The sequence below is a fragment of the Falsiroseomonas stagni DSM 19981 genome (assembly GCF_900114315.1).
Classification (GTDB): Bacteria; Pseudomonadota; Alphaproteobacteria; order Acetobacterales; family Acetobacteraceae; genus Falsiroseomonas; species Falsiroseomonas stagni.
This window is the reverse complement of record NZ_FOSQ01000015.1, coordinates 1-16,043: the sequence shown is the minus strand read 5'-3', so window position 1 is coordinate 16,043 and position 16,043 is coordinate 1. Positions and strand designations below refer to the sequence as shown.

General features: G+C 70.4%; 16 protein-coding genes, 1 tRNA gene and 2 pseudogenes. 5 read left to right on the top strand and 14 right to left on the bottom strand.

Translation table 11 applies throughout. The features are described from left to right. Positions 1-3: 3 nt before the first annotated feature. Both BM041_RS25525 and BM041_RS25520 read right to left on the bottom strand, forming a co-directional pair. Positions 4-342, bottom strand: coding sequence for a hypothetical protein (locus BM041_RS25525; protein WP_092962750.1), 339 nt, complete (start codon positions 340-342; stop codon positions 4-6). A 9-nt stretch (positions 343-351) separates the two neighbouring features. Continuing rightward, the gene (locus BM041_RS25520) at positions 352-1,200 is read right to left on the bottom strand and encodes a Rossmann-fold NAD(P)-binding domain-containing protein (RefSeq protein WP_092962749.1); all 849 of its coding nucleotides are present in this window, start codon (positions 1,198-1,200) and stop codon (positions 352-354) included. A 118-nt stretch (positions 1,201-1,318) separates the two neighbouring features. On the opposite strand from BM041_RS25520, the gene BM041_RS25515 reads away from it, so the two are divergent. From BM041_RS25515 to BM041_RS25500, 4 genes are all read left to right on the top strand, one after another. Then, complete coding sequence (locus BM041_RS25515; protein ID WP_175534178.1) at positions 1,319-2,290, top strand: Bug family tripartite tricarboxylate transporter substrate binding protein; 972 nt, start codon at positions 1,319-1,321, stop codon at positions 2,288-2,290. A gap of 77 nt (positions 2,291-2,367) precedes the next feature. After that, on the top strand, positions 2,368-3,201 hold the full coding sequence (locus BM041_RS25510) for a tetratricopeptide repeat protein (RefSeq protein WP_245762270.1): 834 nt from the start codon (positions 2,368-2,370) through the stop codon (positions 3,199-3,201). A 10-nt stretch (positions 3,202-3,211) separates the two neighbouring features. After that, positions 3,212-3,595 carry a CidA/LrgA family protein gene (locus BM041_RS25505; protein ID WP_092962747.1) on the top strand — a complete coding sequence of 128 codons (384 nt, stop codon included), beginning with the start codon at positions 3,212-3,214 and terminating at the stop codon, positions 3,593-3,595. Further along, complete coding sequence (locus BM041_RS25500; protein WP_092962746.1) at positions 3,592-4,311, top strand: LrgB family protein; 720 nt, start codon at positions 3,592-3,594, stop codon at positions 4,309-4,311. Before BM041_RS25505 ends, BM041_RS25500 begins: the two co-directional genes overlap by 4 nt. Positions 4,312-4,314: 3 nt before the next feature. Here BM041_RS25500 and BM041_RS25495 read toward each other — a convergent pair whose 3' ends face one another. The 7 genes from BM041_RS25495 to BM041_RS25465 form a co-directional block, all read right to left on the bottom strand. Beyond that, positions 4,315-5,004 (bottom strand): hypothetical protein, encoded by a 690-nt coding sequence (locus BM041_RS25495; protein ID WP_139226179.1) that lies wholly within the window; start codon positions 5,002-5,004, stop codon positions 4,315-4,317. 95 nt (positions 5,005-5,099) lie between these two features. Then, on the bottom strand, positions 5,100-5,417 hold the full coding sequence (locus tag BM041_RS25490; RefSeq protein ID WP_092962744.1) for a hypothetical protein: 318 nt from the start codon (positions 5,415-5,417) through the stop codon (positions 5,100-5,102). A gap of 33 nt (positions 5,418-5,450) precedes the next feature. Then, a complete protein-coding gene (fzlA, locus tag BM041_RS25485) occupies positions 5,451-6,119 on the bottom strand; it encodes an FtsZ-binding protein FzlA (protein WP_092962743.1) in 669 nt (222 codons plus the stop codon). A gap of 74 nt (positions 6,120-6,193) precedes the next feature. Then, the gene (locus BM041_RS25480) at positions 6,194-7,306 is read right to left on the bottom strand and encodes an endo-1,4-beta-xylanase (RefSeq protein WP_092962742.1); all 1,113 of its coding nucleotides are present in this window, start codon (positions 7,304-7,306) and stop codon (positions 6,194-6,196) included. Further along, positions 7,303-11,844: a glutamate synthase large subunit gene (gltB, locus tag BM041_RS25475; protein WP_092962741.1), complete on the bottom strand. Its 4,542-nt coding sequence runs from the start codon at positions 11,842-11,844 to the stop codon at positions 7,303-7,305. Before gltB ends, BM041_RS25480 begins: the two co-directional genes overlap by 4 nt. Before the next feature lie 5 nt (positions 11,845-11,849). Next, positions 11,850-13,289: an NAD(P)-dependent oxidoreductase gene (locus BM041_RS25470; protein WP_092962740.1), complete on the bottom strand. Its 1,440-nt coding sequence runs from the start codon at positions 13,287-13,289 to the stop codon at positions 11,850-11,852. Positions 13,290-13,502: 213 nt separating this feature from the next. Beyond that, positions 13,503-14,447 carry a complex I NDUFA9 subunit family protein gene (locus BM041_RS25465; protein ID WP_092962739.1) on the bottom strand — a complete coding sequence of 315 codons (945 nt, stop codon included), beginning with the start codon at positions 14,445-14,447 and terminating at the stop codon, positions 13,503-13,505. Positions 14,448-14,601: 154 nt separating this feature from the next. On the opposite strand from BM041_RS25465, the gene BM041_RS25460 reads away from it, so the two are divergent. Further along, positions 14,602-14,688, top strand: a tRNA-Leu gene (locus BM041_RS25460). A 163-nt stretch (positions 14,689-14,851) separates the two neighbouring features. Here the strand turns inward: BM041_RS25460 and BM041_RS32105 are convergent. The 5 genes and pseudogenes from BM041_RS32105 to BM041_RS31020 form a co-directional block, all read right to left on the bottom strand. Continuing rightward, positions 14,852-14,950: pseudogene (locus tag BM041_RS32105) on the bottom strand (hypothetical protein); the annotation flags it as partial. Between the two features lie 109 nt (positions 14,951-15,059). Then, a pseudogene (locus tag BM041_RS32100) lies at positions 15,060-15,281 on the bottom strand (glycosyl hydrolase 108 family protein); the annotation flags it as partial. A gap of 38 nt (positions 15,282-15,319) precedes the next feature. Then, on the bottom strand, positions 15,320-15,466 hold the full coding sequence (locus tag BM041_RS30810) for a hypothetical protein (RefSeq protein ID WP_175534176.1): 147 nt from the start codon (positions 15,464-15,466) through the stop codon (positions 15,320-15,322). Positions 15,467-15,481: 15 nt separating this feature from the next. Beyond that, a complete protein-coding gene (locus tag BM041_RS30805) occupies positions 15,482-15,637 on the bottom strand; it encodes a hypothetical protein (RefSeq protein ID WP_175534175.1) in 156 nt (51 codons plus the stop codon). 11 nt (positions 15,638-15,648) lie between these two features. Next, positions 15,649-15,798: a hypothetical protein gene (locus BM041_RS31020; protein WP_217648845.1), complete on the bottom strand. Its 150-nt coding sequence runs from the start codon at positions 15,796-15,798 to the stop codon at positions 15,649-15,651. Positions 15,799-16,043: the final 245 nt, after the last annotated feature.

The window sequence follows — 16,043 nt, the reverse complement described above, 5'->3', positions numbered from 1 at the left end:
CCGTCAGCGCGGGCGGCGCCGGACCCAGGGCCGCCATGCGGCAACCGCCATGCCGGTGACGGTCACGGCTGGGATGACGACCAGGGCGCCGGCCACGGCGGCCATGGTGGCCAGGGTCCGGTCAAGCCGCCATTCGGAGAGTTCCTCCTCGCAGCGGTCGAGGGCCTCCTCCCGCGTGTAGCCGGATGAGCGGTCAAGGCATTCCGTGACGAAGCCCGGGCGTGGCGTCGTCAGGGCGAAGGCGGCGGTGCCCGCGGCTGCCGTGATCAGCGCGGTGAGCGCCAGCGCCTTCCCCGTCGAGGATGGCGGGCGACCCGTTTCATGGCCTCGCGAGCCCGGCACCGCCAGCAGTCACCCCCCCGCCGCCAGGATCGCGGCCAGCCCCTCCCGGTAGGTCGGGCAGCGCCATTCGATGCCGAGTGCCGCCTTGGTCGCCGCATTCGTCACCACGCGATTCTCCGACCAGAAGGACAGCGCCATGGGCGACATGCGCGGCGCCGAATCCTCGAAGGCCAGCGCGGGCGGCGGCGCCATGCCGAGCAGCCGTGCCGCTTCCGTCACCACATCGGCGGAGGCCGCGGGTTCGTCATCCACCAGGTGCAGCACCCGCACCCCATCCGGCCGCCGCGCCGCCGCCACCACGGCGAGTGCGATGTCATCCCGGTGGATGCGGCTGAAGGCGTGGCCGGGCTTCACCACGCGGCGCGCGGTGCCGGCGCGGATTTCGTCCAGCGAAGACCGCCCCGGCCCGTAGATGCCCCCCACCCGGAACAGGTCCAGCGCCCGCCCGCCGGCCGCCAAGCGCCAGGCCTCCTCCGCTACCAGCCGGCGCTTCGACCGATCCTGGCCAGGCGCGGGCGGCGTTGCCTCATCCACCGCGCCGCCACCGCGATCGCCATAGACGCCGGTGGTGGAGAGGTAGCCGATCCAGCGCAGCGCCGGCGCCGCGGCGATGGCGGCGGCATGGACGGCAAGGACCGGGTCCCCGCTTTCCCCCGGCGCGGCGGTGATGACCAGGTGCGTGGCGTTGCGGATCGCCTCCCCCGCCTCGGCGAAGGCCACCACGGCGACGCCGGGCGGCGGAGCCGCGCGCGCGGGGTCGCGCGCCGTGCCCGTCACCGCGAAGCCCGCTTCCAGCGCCTCCGCCGCGATCGCGCCCCCGCTATAGCCAAGGCCCGCCACCACCATCCGGTCCGCCATGCCATCCCCCATGCTGCCCCGCCGATGTGCGCCCCGGTGGCGCGGCTGCAAAGGGGTTGCGGCCCCCGCGATCCTTCCTCCATGGTCGGGCATTAAAAGCAAGACAGGAAACGTCCCCATGCTTCGTCGCCGCCACGCCCTTGCCCTGGCTACCACGGGACTCGCGCTGCCCTGGGCCGGCGCCCGGGCGCAAGCGTTTCCCCAGGACCGGCCGATCCGCGCCGTGGTGAACTTCCCGCCCGGCGGCACGGTGGACACGGTGGCGCGCCTGGTCGCGCCGGTATTGTCGGAGAAGCTCGGCCGGCAGGTGGTGGTGGAGAATCGCGGCGGCGCCTCCGGCCTGATCGGGGCGGAGGCAGTGGTGCGCAGCGCGCCGGATGGCCACACGCTGCTCTTCGCGCTGTCCACCCATGCGGTGAACCCGCACATGGTGCCGCGCATGCCCTTCGACACGCTGGCGGATTTCGCGCCTGTCGGCTTCATCGGCGGCGCGCCGGTGCTGATGGCGGCGCATCCCTCCGCCCCCTTCCGCACCCTGGCCGACGTCATCGCGGCGGGGCGGATCGGGGAAGGCCCGCATTACGGCACCATCGGCAACGGCTCCACCGGCCACCTGATGATGGCGCAGTTGCAGACCCTGACCGGCGCGCGCTTCACCCATGTCCCCTTCCGCGGCGGCGGGCCGGCCGTGCAGGCGGCGCTCGGCGGGCAGGTGCCGCTGGTCATCACCTCCACCGTCGCGGTCGGGCCGCATGTGGCGGCCGGGTCGCTGCGCGGCGTGGCGCTGTCCGGCGCCGAACGCTCCCCGGTCCACCCGACGGTGCCGACGGTGGCGGAGCAGGGCTTCCCGGGCTTCTCCGCCGATAGCTGGGTGGGGGTGCTGGCGCCGGCGCGGACGCCAGACGCCATCGTGGCCCGCATCAATGCGGACCTCGCCGCCACGCTCGCCGATCCGGGAGTGCGGGAAAGGCTGGCCGGCATCGGCATGACGCCCCGGGCCATGGCCCCCGCGGAATTCGGGGCCTTCGTCGCCAGCGAATACGAACGCTGGGGCAAGGTGGTGCGGGAACACCGGATCGTTTCGGACTGAAACCACCGCCGGTTGCGGGGCGCCGGCCGTATCGCGCGACGATTCCCGTCCCGCGCAAGGTGGTATAGAAACACGCCATGCGACGCCCCGCCCGCACCATGCTCCTCGGCGCCTTCGCCGCCGCCGCGCTGGCGGCGCTGGGGGCGTTCACCTGGGTGATGGTGATCCCCAGCCCCGCCCTGACGGCCGAGGAAGTCCTGCCGACGCCGCCGGAACCCCCACGGCTGGACGGCAGCGCCCGCAGCGAGCGCTGCATGACCCTGGCCCGCACCGACGCCGTGGAAGCCCGCAGCTTCGCCGAGGCCTGGGAGGCCGAAGGTGGCGGGGAAGGTGCCCGGCACTGCCTGGCCATCTCCACCCTGGCGCTGGGCGAACCCGCGCTGGCGGCGCGGCAGCTGGAGGGCCTCGCCCGCAATTCCCGCGCCGGCAACGCCGCCCGCGCAGCGGTCTTCGCCCAGGCGACCCAGGCCTGGCTCATGGCCGGCGATGCCGGCCGCGCCTATGCGACCGCAACGCTGGCGCTGACGATCTCACCCGATGATCCGGACCTGCTGACGGATCGCGCCGTCACCCTCGGCTCCCTTTCCCGCTACCGGGAGGCGCTGGAGGATCTGGACCGCGCGCTGACCCTCGATGCGGATCGGACAGAGGCGCTGATGTTCCGCGCCGCCGCCTGGCGGCACCTCGACCGCGTCGACAATGCCGCGCGGGACATCGACCGGGCGCTCGCCCTCGACCCCAACTATGCCGAGGCGCTGCTGGAACGCGGCATCATCCGCCAGCTCCGCGGCGACACCGCCGGGGCGCGGGATGACTGGGAGCGGGCGATCGAGATCGCGCCGGACAGCCCGACGGCGGATTTGGCCGCGCAGAACCTGGCGCTCAACGAGGCCGGGCCCTTCCGGCGTTGACCGCCACGGCATGATCGGCGCGATCACCGCGCTGCTGGTCTGCCAGCTGGCCGGGGAGGTCGCGGTGCGCGCGCTGCCCCTGCCGGTGCCAGGGCCGGTGATCGGCATGGTGATCCTGTTCGGGGCACTGCTCGCGCGCCGGCGGCCTGCGCCGGAGGCGCTGGGCGGCACGGCGGATGGGTTGCTCGCCAATCTCGGGCTGCTCTTCGTGCCGGCGGGTGTCGGCGTGGTGCTGTTCCTGCCCGTGCTGGCGCGGGACTGGGCGCCGCTGTCGCTGGCCGTGCTGGCCGGCACGCTGGCCGCCATCGCCGCGACGGGGCGGGTCGCCCAGGCCTTGCTACCCAAGGAAGCATTACTCCCCAAGGAGGCACCGCTCCCCAGGGACGATCCGTGACCCCGCTGGCGGAGATCTGGGTCTACCTGGCGCAGGAGCCCTTGGCGGCACTGACGGCGACGCTGCTGGCCTGGCTGGCGGCGCTGCGCATCCATGCCTGGTCCGGGCGTCACCCGCTGGCGAATCCGGTGCTGATCGCGGTCGCGTTGCTGGCGGGCGGGCTCCTGGCGGCGGGCATCGACTACCGCGCCTATTTCAGCGGCGCGCAATTCGTCCATTTCCTGCTCGGCCCCGCCACCGTGGCGCTGGCCGTGCCGCTGTATCGGCAATTCGCGCTGGTGCGGCGATCTGCCCTGGCCGCCACGGCCTCCATCGTCCTCGGTGGCGCCTTCGCGGCCCTTGCGGGCATCGGCATCGCGCTCGCACTGGGTGCGGCGCCGGAGGTGGTGGCCAGCCTGGCGCCCCGTTCCGTCACCACCCCCGTCGCCATGGGCATCGCGGAACGCATCGGCGGCCTGCCGAGCCTGACCGCCGTGGTGGTGATCCTGTCCGGCATCGTCGGGGCGGCGCTCGGCCCGGTGGTGCTGGACTGGGCGGGCGTCAGGGATTGGCGGGCACGGGGGATCGCCATCGGCACGGCGTCGCATGGCACCGGCACGGCGCGGGCGCTGAGCGTCAACGCCACCGCGGGTGCCTTCAGCGGCCTGGCGATGGGGCTGAACGCGCTGGCGACGGCGCTGCTGCTGCCGCTGCTCTGGGGCTTCTTCGCGGGGTAGGGCTCAGAAGGGCGCAGGCAGCGGGGTGGCGGGCTGGCGGCCATAGAGCCCGCGACGAAGTTCCGCATGGGCGCGCGCGCCCCAGCCATCAAGCTGATCGACAAGGGCTTGCGGTAGCGAAACGCGGGCGCCCTCGGTCAGGGTCACGCCGCCCGTCGCCGCAGACATGGAGGCGGATGGCGCCACGCGGTACTCGACATTCAGGTAGTGCATCGTCTCGCTGATCAGGAACTGACTGCTGATCCAGTAGGGGGGCAGCCAGCCCGCGCGTCGCTGGCCTTCGTCATAGAGCGCGGCCAGGTAGCCCGGAAGCCCCGGCTGCCGTCCGCCAGCAACCACCACGAGGCCCCGGCAATCCAGGGCCGCGCGCACGGCGGAGGCGACACGGCGCGCGATGGCGCCTTCGTTGAGGCAGATCCCATGCGGTTCCCAATGCACCCCGATTTCCTGCGCCGCCTGGGCGACGATGACCGCCGCGGCGCGGCCCGCGCGTTCCTGCACCAGCACCGCCTGGTGCACCCGGGTCGGCACCATCATGTCGCTGGTGCGCAGGTCATCGACGCCGAGGTGAAGCACCCGCCACGACCCGGGCGGCAGGGGCAGGACCTTGTTCCCGACCGCCAGGCTGCCCTCCACCATCGCACCCGGCGCCTGCGCCTGCGCGTACGGGGAGAGCAACAGCATAGCGACCATGAGCAGAACCCGGACGCTCATACGCAACCCTCGATTGCTTTTCCGGCAATACTCAGGGCAAGGCGATCAGGGCGTCAACGCCGGAATGGCAAGGTTCACTCCGGCCGCGATTGCGGCGGCACCCCCGCCGGCGGCGTGGCCGGTTCCCGCGCGCCGGCGGTGCTCTCGCCGAGGAAGCCCTGCGGCGTCGTGCCCGTCCCCGCGGGCTGGTCGCGGCCCACGGCCGAACCATCCGTACCGCGGTTCACCGCCTGGGGGCTGTCGGTGCGGGGCGGATGCAGGGCCGGCCCGGCATCCCGCCCGATCTCCTCCACCCGCCCGGCCGGCGGGCCACCGGCCTGGGGCGGCGCGACAGGCTGCGCGAGGGCGAGGCCCGGGACAAGGATGGCGGCGAGGAGAAGGCGATGGGTCATGGGGGGCGAAACGTCCGCCCCCCGGCCCGGTTTCTAGAAATCGAGGTCCGCGTAATGCGGCGGCGGCGTCACGCCGCTCACCCGGTCCGCCAGCAGCCCGCGGAAGGACGGGCGCGACTTGACCCGCGCGTACCAGTCCTTCGCGCCGTCGGAGATCGACCAGTCCAGGTCCCCGATATAGTCCAGCGTCGAAAGCTGCGCCGCCGCGGCCAGGTCCGCCAGGCTCAGCGCCGGCCCCGCCAGCCAGGCCCGCGTCTCCGCCAGCCAGCCGATGTATTCGAGATGCGGCTTGAGGTTGGCATAACCCGCGCGGATCGAGGCCGCATCCGGGTTGCCGCGCCCCAGCAGCCGCTTCATCTGCTTCTCGAACAGCAGGTTGCGCGTGACCTCGGCATAGAATTTCTGGTCGAACCAGGCGACGAGGCGCCGCACCTCCGCCCGTTCCGCGAGCGTGCGGCCCAGCAGCGGCATGTCCGGATAGGCCTCGTCCAGGTATTCGCAGATCGCGCTGGAATCGACGATCGACAGGCCATTGGCTTCCTGCAGCACCGGCACCGTGCAGGCCGGGTTCACCGCCAGGAATTCCTCCCGCCGTTCCCAGACCTTCTCCACCCGCAATTCGAAGGGGATCCGCTTCTCCGCGAGGGCGAGCCGGACCTTGCGGGAGAAGGGAGAGAGGGGGAGGTGGTGGAGAATCCGCATGCAGGCTGGCGCTTCGGTTCGGGGATGGGACGCCCTATCGCATGCGGGGCGCGGCGGGCCAACAGCCCGCCTCATCAGGCGCGGCTGGGCGCGCCGTCGAGGGCGATGGCGATGGCGTGCCACATCGGCTTGCGGCGCATCGCGTCATCCAGCGGCAGGGGCCGCGCCCGGGCGCTGTCGCGGCGGCGATGTTCCGGCAGCCGGCCAGCATGGACCCAGCTGTGCCGGTCGCTGAGGCCCCAGGTGACCACGGCGCGGACGGCGCGCTGGGCCAGCGTCGCCTCCAGGAAGCGGCGCACCAAATCGGCGCTGCCGGCATCCCGTGCCGCGACGTCGGCGGGCAACGCGCGGTCATTCACGTCGAGTTCCGTCACCTCGATCGTCAGGCCGAGTTCGGCGACATCGGAGAGGAAATCCTGCCATTCATCGGCCGCGAAGGGCTGCCCGGCCTGGAGATGCGCCTGCACACCCAGCACATCCAGCGGCGCGCCGGCGCGCTTCAGCCCGCGCAGCAGGGCGAGCACGCCCATGCGCTTGCGCCGTGCGGCGACGGTGGCGTGTTCGCAGCCGAAATCATTATAGGCCAGCCGCGCGGCCGGGTCGGCGGTGCGGGCAGCGCGGAAGGCGGCGGGGATGTAGTCGGGACCCAGAACCTCCAGCATCCGGGTGCGGCGCAGCCAGTCGACGCGCCCATCCTCCGCCCGCACGGCTTCGTTCACCACGTCCCAGGTGCCGACGCGCCCGCGCCAGCGGCCGACCGTCGCCTCGATATGGTCCTGCATGGCATTCGCCAGGCCCCGCGCATCGAGCCTGCCCATCCAGGGCGGATCGCTTTCATGCCAGACCAGCGTATGGCCGCGCATCGCCATGCGGTTGACGCGCGCGAATTCCATCAGGCGATCGGGCAGGCGGAAGCGCCGGTCGCCCCGGCTGGGCTCCACCTGGTCCCACTTCATCTCGTATTCCGCGACCAGCAGCCCGCATTCCGCGCGGATCGCCGCGGTGGTGTCGGGTTCCGCCAGCTGGCCGGTATTGAGGGCCGCGCCGAACATCAGCCCCTTGGCTGCGGCCCGCGCATGCAGCCCCGGCCCCGCCGCCGCCTGCGGGATCGGGGGCGGCACCTGCGCGCTGGCACACCCCGCGCCGAGTAGCGCGGGGCTGGCCAGGACGGCCCTTCGGCCGATCACTCCGCGGCGACGGCCGCGGCGTCGGTCATCGGCTTGGGCAGGTACTTCGCGTATTCCTTCGGTACGATGTGCCAGAAATGGCCGCGCTCCGACGCCCAGTCATTCAGGATGCGGGCGGCGAAGGGGCTGCCCGTCTCCTTCACATGGCGCTGCACATGGTCGCGCAGCACCTCCTCCCAATGCGCGCTGCCGCCGAGGCGCTGCCACAGCAGCGTCTCCGGGTTCACGCGCTTCTCGAAGGTGTTGTCGGCGTCGTAGAGGAAGGCCATGCCGCCGGTGAAGCCGGCGCCGAAATTGTCGCCCACGGCACCGAGGATGACGACGCAGCCGCCCGTCATGTACTCGGCCCCGTTGGCGCCGCAGCCTTCCACCACCGCCAGCGCGCCGGAATTGCGCACGGCGAAGCGTTCGCCCGCCTGGCCCGCCGCGAACAGCGCGCCACCGGTCGCGCCGTAGAGGCAGGTATTGCCGATGATCGTGTTCTCCCGCCACACGAGCGAGGAGGACGGCGCCGGCCGCACCACGATGGTGCCGCCCGACAGGCCCTTGCCGACATAGTCATTGGCGTCGCCGAAGACTTCCAGCTTGAGGCCCTTCACAGCGAAGGCGCCCAGCGACTGGCCGGCGGAACCGCGCAGCCGCACGGTCAGGTGCCCGCGCTGCAGCCCCTCCATCCCGAACTTGCGCACGATCTTGGAGGAGATCTTCGTGCCGATGGCGCGATGCGTGTTCCGGATGTTGTAGGCCAGCTGCATCTTCTCGCCACGCTCGAACAGCGCCGCGGCATCGCGGATCATGTCGGCGTCGAGCGTCTCCGGCACCTCGTTCCGGCCTTCCATGGTGCAATAGGCGGCGTGGGCGCCCGCATCCGCCTTGACCAGGAGGGGGTTGAGGTCGAGGTCGTCGAGGTCATCGGAACCGCGCGACACCTGGCGCAGCAGGTCGGTGCGGCCGATCACGTCGGTCAGCTTGCGGAAGCCGAGGCTGGCCAGGATTTCCCGCACCTCCTCCGCCACGAAGGAGAAGAGGTTGATGACCTTCTCCGGCGTGCCGGTGAACTTCTGGCGGAGCGCGTCATCCTGCGTGCAGACGCCGACCGGGCAGGTGTTGGAATGGCACTGCCGCACCATGATGCAGCCCATGGCAACGAGGCTCGCCGTGCCGATGCCGAATTCCTCGGCGCCCAGCATGGCCGCGATCACCACGTCCCGCCCCGTCTTGAGGCCGCCATCGGTGCGCAGCTTCACGCGGTGGCGAAGCCTGTTCAGCATCAGCACCTGGTGGGTTTCGGAAAGCCCCATCTCCCACGGCAGGCCCGCATGCTTGATGGAGGAGACGGGCGACGCCCCCGTGCCGCCGGAATGGCCGGACACCAGGATCGCATCCGCCTTCGCCTTGGCCACGCCCGCCGCGATGGTGCCGATGCCGCTGCGCGCCACCAGCTTCACGCAGACCGTCGCTTCGGGGTTGATCTGCTTCAAATCGTAGATGAGCTGCGCCAGATCCTCGATCGAGTAGATGTCGTGGTGCGGCGGCGGCGAGATCAGCATCACGCCCGGCGTGGAATGCCGCAGCTTGGCGATGAGCTCCGTCACCTTGAAGCCGGGCAACTGCCCGCCCTCACCAGGCTTGGCGCCCTGCGCGACCTTGATCTCGATCTCCTTGCAGTTGTTCAGGTATTCGGCCGTGACGCCGAAGCGGCCCGAGGCGATCTGCTTGATCGCGGAATTGGCGTTGTCGCCATTGCGCCGCGGCTTCGCGCGGGCGGGATCCTCGCCACCCTCGCCGCTGTCGGACCGCGCGCCGATACGGTTCATGGCGATGGAGAGCGTCTCATGCGCCTCCGGGCTCAGCGCACCGAGGGAGATGCCGGGCGCCACCAGGCGCTTGCGGATCTCCGTGATGCTCTCGACTTCCTCCAGGGACACCGGCGTGCGGCCATCGGCGCGGAAATCCAGCAGGTCCCGCAGCGCCACCGGCGGCAGCTTCCGCACGCCATCCGTGTAGCGCTTGAAGGTCTGGTAGCTGTCCGTCTCGACAGCCTTCTGCAGCGTGTGGATCAGGCTGCCGTCGAAGGCGTGGTTCTCGCCGCGCTTCCGCAGCTTGTAGAGGCCGCCGACCGGCAGCGTCACCGCATCCGCGTCCCAGGCCTTGGCATGCAGCGCCAGCACGCGGCGCGCGATGCCGGACAGGCCGATGCCGGAAATGCGGCTGGCGATGCCCGGGAAGAATTCGGCGACGAGCGCGCGGGACAGGCCGATGGCCTCGAAGTTCATGCCGCCGCGATAGGAGCTGATGACGGAGATGCCCATCTTGGACATCACCTTCAGCAGACCCTTGTCCACCGCCTTCTTGTAGCGGGCGACGCAATCCTTCAGCGACAGGCTGCCGAACAGCCCGCGGCGGTGCCGGTCCGCGATGCTTTCCTGCGCGAGATAGGCATTCACCGTCGTCGCACCCGCGCCGATCAGCACGGCGATGTAGTGGACGTCGATGGATTCCGCGCAGCGCACATTGACGGAGGTGAAGGTCCGCAGCGAATGGCGCACGAGATGCGTGTGCACGCCGCCGACCGCCAGGATCATCGGGATGGCCGCGCGCTCGGGCCCCTGCGCCTCATCGGAGAGGATCACATGCGCGCAGCCGCTTCGCACGCCTTCCTCGGCCTCCCGCCGGATGCGCTCGATCGCGCGGCGCAGCCCCTGTTCGCCTTCGGACACCGGGAAGGTCGCGTCCACGGTGCAGACGGTGGCGCCCATATAGGCGCGCATCGCGGCGAATTCCGCATTGGACAGCACGGGGCTGTCCAGCATCAGCATGTCGCACTGGGTCGGGTCCTCATCGAGGATGTTCCCGAGATTGCCGAGCCGCGTCTTCAGCGACATCACCCGCGTCTCACGCAGGCTGTCGATCGGCGGGTTGGTCACCTGGCTGAAGGATTGCCGGAAATAATGGTGCAGGCCGCGATACTGGCCGGACAGCACGGCGATGGGCGTGTCGTCGCCCATGGAGCCCACGGCCTCGCTCGCCTCCTCCACCATCGGGTGCAGGATCGTCTCCAACTCCTCCAGCGTGTAGCCGACGGCCAGCTGGCGGCGGCGCAGCGCCTCGCCGCTCCATTCCGCCTGCTCATCGGCGCCGGCCTTGACGATGCCGTCGATGCGCGTGGTGCGGCGCGTCCAGTCACCGAAGGGCTTGCGGGCGGACAGCGCGTCCTTCAGCTCCGTGTCGCCATAGAATCGGCCGGTCGAGAGATCGACGGCGACGCACTGCCCGGGTCCGACGCGGCCCTTGGCGATGATGCGGTCCTCCGCGATCTTCACCATGCCGGTCTCGGACCCCGTGACCAGCATGTTGTCGGTGGTGATGGTGTAGCGCATCGGGCGCAGGCCGTTGCGGTCCAGCCCTCCGATCGCCCACTTGCCGTCCGTCGCCGCGATCGCCGCCGGGCCGTCCCAGGGCTCCATCACCGCGTTGCAGTAGAGGAAGAACTCCCGGTGCGCCTCCGGCATCGTCGCGTTGTTGCCGAGGCTTTCCGGGATCAGCATCGCCTTGGCCATCGGCGCATCGCGCCCGCCGCGCACCAGCAGCTCGAACACATTGTCGAGCGTCGCGGTGTCCGACCCGCCCGCCTGCACGATCGGCTTCAGATCGTCCATGTAGGCATCGAGCAGGGGATGGGCGAGCCGCGTCTCGTGGCTCTTCATCCAGTTGATGTTGCCGTGGACGGTGTTGATCTCACCGTTATGGGCCAGCGTGCGGAAGGGCTGGGCCAGGCGCCAGGTGGGGAAGGTGTTGGTGGAATAGCGCTGGTGATAGATGGCGAAGCGGCTGACGAAGCGCGTGTCGTTCAGGTCCGGGAAGAAATCCGTCAGGTTCTCCGCCAGGAACATGCCCTTGTAGATGATCGAGCGGCAGGACAGGGAGCACAGGTACAGCTCCGGAATCTGCGCCGCGATGGCCTGCTTCTCGATCCGCCGGCGGATGACGTAGAGGTCCCGCTCATAGGTGTCGTCATCGACGCCACGCGGGTTCCACAGCAGGATCTGCTCGATCTCTGGCCGCGTCGCATTGGCCTTCTCGCCGATGCAGGACACGTCGATCGGCACCTGGCGCCAGGAATAGATGTTGTAGCCGGCGTTCAGGATCTCGGTCTCGACGATCTGGCGGCAGCGTTCCTGCGCGCCGAGGTCGGTCTTCGGCAGGAACACCATGCCGACCGCGATGCGCCCCGGCCGCACGGCATCGCCACCGCGCTGCACGACTTCCGTGAAGAAGTCCTGGGGAATCTCGATATGGATGCCGGCGCCGTCGCCGGTCTTGCCATCGGCATCCACCGCGCCGCGGTGCCACACCGCCTTCAGCGCATCGATGCCGGCCTGCACGACATCCCGCCGCGCCTTGCCATCCAGCGCCGCCACCAGGCCGACGCCGCAGGCGTCATGCTCGGTCAGGTCGACATGGGCGTCCCGCAGCGTGGCCAGGTTGGCCTTGTAGCCTTCGGCGAACTGCGCGCCGGTCTCGAACCCGTTGTCCATGGGGATCACTCCGCCGCCACGGCGAGCGCCGCGGTCTTCTGCTGGATGTAGTTGTGCATGTATTCCGCCGCGTCGCGCCCATCGCGGATCGCCCAGACCACCAGCGACGCCCCGCGCACGATGTCGCCCGCGGCGAAGACGCCGGGCAGGTCCGTCATCATGGTGCGGTGGTTCACCTTCAGCGTGCCCCAGCGCGTCACGGGCAGGGCCGGCTCCTCGAAGGCCTTGGGCAGGTCCTCGGGGTCGAAGCCCAGCGCCATGATGACCAGATCGGCCGGCATGGTGAAGCTGCTGCCGGGAATCGGTTCCACCTGCTGGCGGCCAGAGGCGTCGGGCAGGCCGAGATGCATGCGATGCGCGCGCACGCCATCGACCTTGCCATCGCCCAGGAAGGCTTCCGGCGCGCCGAGCCATTCGAAGGTCACGCCCTCTTCCTCGGCATGGTGCACTTCGCGCATGGAGCCCGGCATGTTGGCCTTGTCGCGGCGATAGAGGCAGGTGACGGAGGTCGCCCCCTGGCGCACCGCGGTGCGGACGCAATCCATGGCGGTGTCGCCGCCGCCGATGACGACCACGCGCTTGCCGGACGCGTTCAGCGCGCCGCTTTCCATGGCGGGCACGACTTCGCCGAGGCCCGCGCGGTTCGACGCGGTCAGGTAGTCCAGCGCCGGCACGATGCCATCGAGCCCAATGCCGGGGGCGGCCATGTCGCGCGCCTTGTAGACGCCGGTCGCGACCAGCACCGCGTCATGCTTCTCGCGGAGTTCCGCCAGCGTGATGTCCTTGCCGACGGCGACGTTCAGGTGGAAGTGGATGCCGCCTTCCTCGAACTGCTTCCAGCGGCGCAGCACCACCTCCTTCTCCAGCTTGAAGTTGGGGATGCCGTAGATCATCAGGCCGCCGACGCGGTCGTAGCGGTCGTAGACATGGACCTGGTAGCCGCGCATGCGCAGCCGCTCCGCCGCCGCCAGGCCGCCGGGGCCGGCGCCGATGATGCCGACGCTCTGCGCCAGTTCGCGGCGCGGAATCGGCGCCTTGACCCAGCCATTCTCCCAGGCGGTGTCGGTGATGTACTTCTCGACCGACCCGATGGTGACGCTGCCGAAGTCCTTCTCAATCACGCAGTTGCCTTCGCAGAGGCGATCCTGCGGGCAGATGCGGCCGCAGATCTCCGGGAAGGTGTTGGTGGCGGAGGCGACCTCATAGGCCTCCTCCAGCCGCCCTTCCGCGGTCAGCTTCAGCCAGTCCGGGATGTTGTTGTTCAGCGGGCAGTGGACGGAGCAGAAGGGCACGCCGCACTGGCTGCAGCGGCTGGCCTGCGTCTTGGCGCCTTCGGGATCGAAGGCCTTGTAGATCTCGTCGAAATCCTCGCGTCGCAGATCCGCCTTCCGCTTTTCCGGCAGGCGTTGGTCGAGGCGCACGAACTGCAGCATCCGGTCGGCCATGGTGGCGACGCTCCCTTGGGGCGAGACGAGGCACGCGGCCCCCTCCCATCCCCCGGGCACCGCGTGTGGCCCCTCTACCGCACTGAAAACCAGGACGCGAGTCCGAAATGCATTAATAAGGTAGCATTGCTGACCCAATTTCCACTGATCCAATTCACCCCCTCAACCACCGGGGCGAAGGAGGCGATAATCAGGTCCGCTGCGGCCCCATCCTCAGGCCGCCGCCAGGTCACGCCGCCCGCCGCCCGGGCGGAACCGCCGCAGATAGCCCGGCACCACCGCCTCCACCGAGGTCGGGGCAATGCCGAGATCGGCAAGGCCGGGCATCCCCTGCCCCACCACATTGTCGCGGCCAAGCAGCTTCAACTGGTCCGTGGTCACGGCGGGGTTGGGCAGCTTCTCCAGCAGGCGGGCCTGGAAGCCCATCAGCCCCATCGGCATGTCCACCATCCGCTTGGTCCGCCGCGTCGTATCCAGGATGAAGCGCAGCACGTCGCGCATGCTCATCACCCGCGGCCCGCCGAGTTCATAGGTGCGGCCGGCGGCGTCCTCGCGCTCCACCGCCGCCATGACAGCATCGGCGACATCGCCCACGAAGACCGGCTGGAACTTCGTGTCGCCGGAGACGACGGGCATGAAGGGCAGCAGCCGCGCCATGCCGGCGAATCGATTGAAGAAATTGTCCTCGGCCCCGAAGATCACGGACGGCCGCAGGATGGTCGCCGCCGGGAAGGCGGCGCGCAGCGCGGCCTCCCCCCGCCCCTTGCTGCTGGCATAGAGGCTGTCGCTGGCCGCATCGGCGCCGATGGCGGAGACATGGACCAGCCGCCGCACCCCCGCCGCCGCCGCGGCTTGCGCGACGATGCCCGGCCCCTTGGCCTGCACCGTGTCGAAATCCCCGTGCAGGATGCCGACCAGGTTCACCACCACATCGGCGCCTTCCACCGCGCGGGCCACCGCGGCGGCATCCGTCACCGCGGCGCGCAGCGGCACGATCTGGCCGACCCGGCCCTGGGTGCAGAGGAAGCGCGCCGCCAGCGGGTCCCGCCCCGCGATGCGGACGATGTAGTCCTGCGACGCCAGGCGCTGCACCACGTAGCGTCCGATGAAACCGGCGCCGCCGAACACCGTCGCCACCTTGCGATCCGCCGTGCGCATGATCCGTCACTCCGTCAGGGAAATCCGTGCCGGACCATATGGGGGCTCCCCTGCCCCGCCAAGCATCGGAAACAGTCCACAACTTGTCGCACCCCCCCCGCTTGACGCCCCCGTCCCCGGCCCGTAAATCGCCTCTCGCTGAACGACGCCTCCTGCCCAGGTGGTGGAATTGGTAGACGCGCTGGCTTCAGGTGCCAGTGACCGCAAGGTCGTGAAGGTTCGAGTCCTTTCCTGGGCACCACTACCACGCGGGCAACCGTCGTTTTCTGGCAATTTGGCTGACGGTTGGTGCATGCGGGTTCGGCACGAGGGTAGTTATCGGCCCGACGCCCGCACGTGAAGACCTGCCGCATCCAGCCCCACCCATGCTTTTCCCGGCTGCCATCGGCCTCCATGACGCCGATGTACCGGGCCGCCTGGAGCGCTGTCAGGATTCGCGGCAGGAGCGCCTGCCCCTCGCTCCGCCGGCGGGACAGCAACGCCTGAAGCGCCGCCCGGATCATCGCCCCGCACTGGCCGTCCGGGGTGAGGTCGGGGTAGAGCGCCCCGGTCATTCAGGGCGTTCAGCACCCGCTGCCGGATCGTCCCGGCCGCGGCCTGGCCCATGTTGAGCCCGCAATCCAGCAGCCACCCCGCGACCTCGGGGCTGATGGGCTCAATTCGGTCGAAGGCCGGCTGGGTCCAGTACCGGGCGCGGTAAATCTCCATCGCCTCCGCCCTGGCCATCTCCCGCATGGCGCCGCGGTACCCGAAGGCTCGCGCCACCGCGATCGTGATGCCGTGGTTGGTCTCGCCGCCGCGGTCGGTCGGGTCGTTCGAGTATCCCCTTTCCATCAGGGCCACCCGCGCCATGGTCGCCTCGAACAGGTTGGTCATGGCCGCGCGCTCCCGCCGGTGGCCGCCGCTCCGGCCTTGAGGATGATTCCCTGCAGCACGTCCGGCGGCGGGTGCCCCAGCGCCGCCATCGTGGCAGGCAGCCTGTCCCGCAGCACGGTCACGCCGGCAGCCAGGTCGGGCACCAGGCCGCGGGCAATCTACGCCGCCACCGTCTCCGCCGCCGCCACACGGGCGTTGCGGCTCGCCAGCAACCGCTCACGCAGCACCTCGATCGCCACCGGCACCAGCGCCCGCGCGGCGACCGTCAGCGCCATCAGCACCAGCGTAGCGTTACCCAGGTCGGTCCAGTCCATGCCAGCCTCCTTCAGCGCTCCTGCCGGGCGATCGCGTTCTTGATATCGTTCAGGGTCTCGGCATGCGCCTTCAGTCGCTCGTCCATCCACGCAAGCGCGCCCGAGATGCGGCGGCTATCCATCATCTGCGCCGTGTCGGCCAGGCGAAGGTCAGCGATCATGGCGGCGTGCTGGTCCACCCTGACGGATAGCCGCCCGGCCCACCACACCATGCCGGCGGTCTGTACGGCGACCGCCAGGATGAGGGCGATGGGGACTCGCTTGTCCAACTGCCAGGGCCCCGGTCATCGGGGTTCGGCGGTGCGGTGGCACTCATACCAACGCCCTCAACGGTTGACCTGTGCGTAGTCGCGGGTGGCGATGGAGGTGATGCGGCTTGGATCGTTGATGAGGGCGTTCCAGGCAT

Coding starts and splice junctions, on each gene's coding strand:
- fzlA (WP_092962743.1), bottom strand. CDS start 6,119: ATGCGGATTCTCCACCACCTCCCCCTCTCTCCCTTCTCCCGCAAGGTC.
- BM041_RS31020 (WP_217648845.1), bottom strand. CDS start 15,798: ATGATCGCTGACCTTCGCCTGGCCGACACGGCGCAGATGATGGATAGC.
- BM041_RS25520 (WP_092962749.1), bottom strand. CDS start 1,200: ATGGCGGACCGGATGGTGGTGGCGGGCCTTGGCTATAGCGGGGGCGCG.
- BM041_RS25505 (WP_092962747.1), top strand. CDS start 3,212: ATGATCGGCGCGATCACCGCGCTGCTGGTCTGCCAGCTGGCCGGGGAG.
- BM041_RS25510 (WP_245762270.1), top strand. CDS start 2,368: ATGCGACGCCCCGCCCGCACCATGCTCCTCGGCGCCTTCGCCGCCGCC.
- BM041_RS25490 (WP_092962744.1), bottom strand. CDS start 5,417: ATGACCCATCGCCTTCTCCTCGCCGCCATCCTTGTCCCGGGCCTCGCC.
- gltB (WP_092962741.1), bottom strand. CDS start 11,844: ATGGACAACGGGTTCGAGACCGGCGCGCAGTTCGCCGAAGGCTACAAG.
- BM041_RS25465 (WP_092962739.1), bottom strand. CDS start 14,447: ATGCGCACGGCGGATCGCAAGGTGGCGACGGTGTTCGGCGGCGCCGGT.
- BM041_RS25470 (WP_092962740.1), bottom strand. CDS start 13,289: ATGGCCGACCGGATGCTGCAGTTCGTGCGCCTCGACCAACGCCTGCCG.
- BM041_RS25495 (WP_139226179.1), bottom strand. CDS start 5,004: ATGGTCGCTATGCTGTTGCTCTCCCCGTACGCGCAGGCGCAGGCGCCG.
- BM041_RS30805 (WP_175534175.1), bottom strand. CDS start 15,637: ATGGACTGGACCGACCTGGGTAACGCTACGCTGGTGCTGATGGCGCTG.
- BM041_RS25515 (WP_175534178.1), top strand. CDS start 1,319: ATGCTTCGTCGCCGCCACGCCCTTGCCCTGGCTACCACGGGACTCGCG.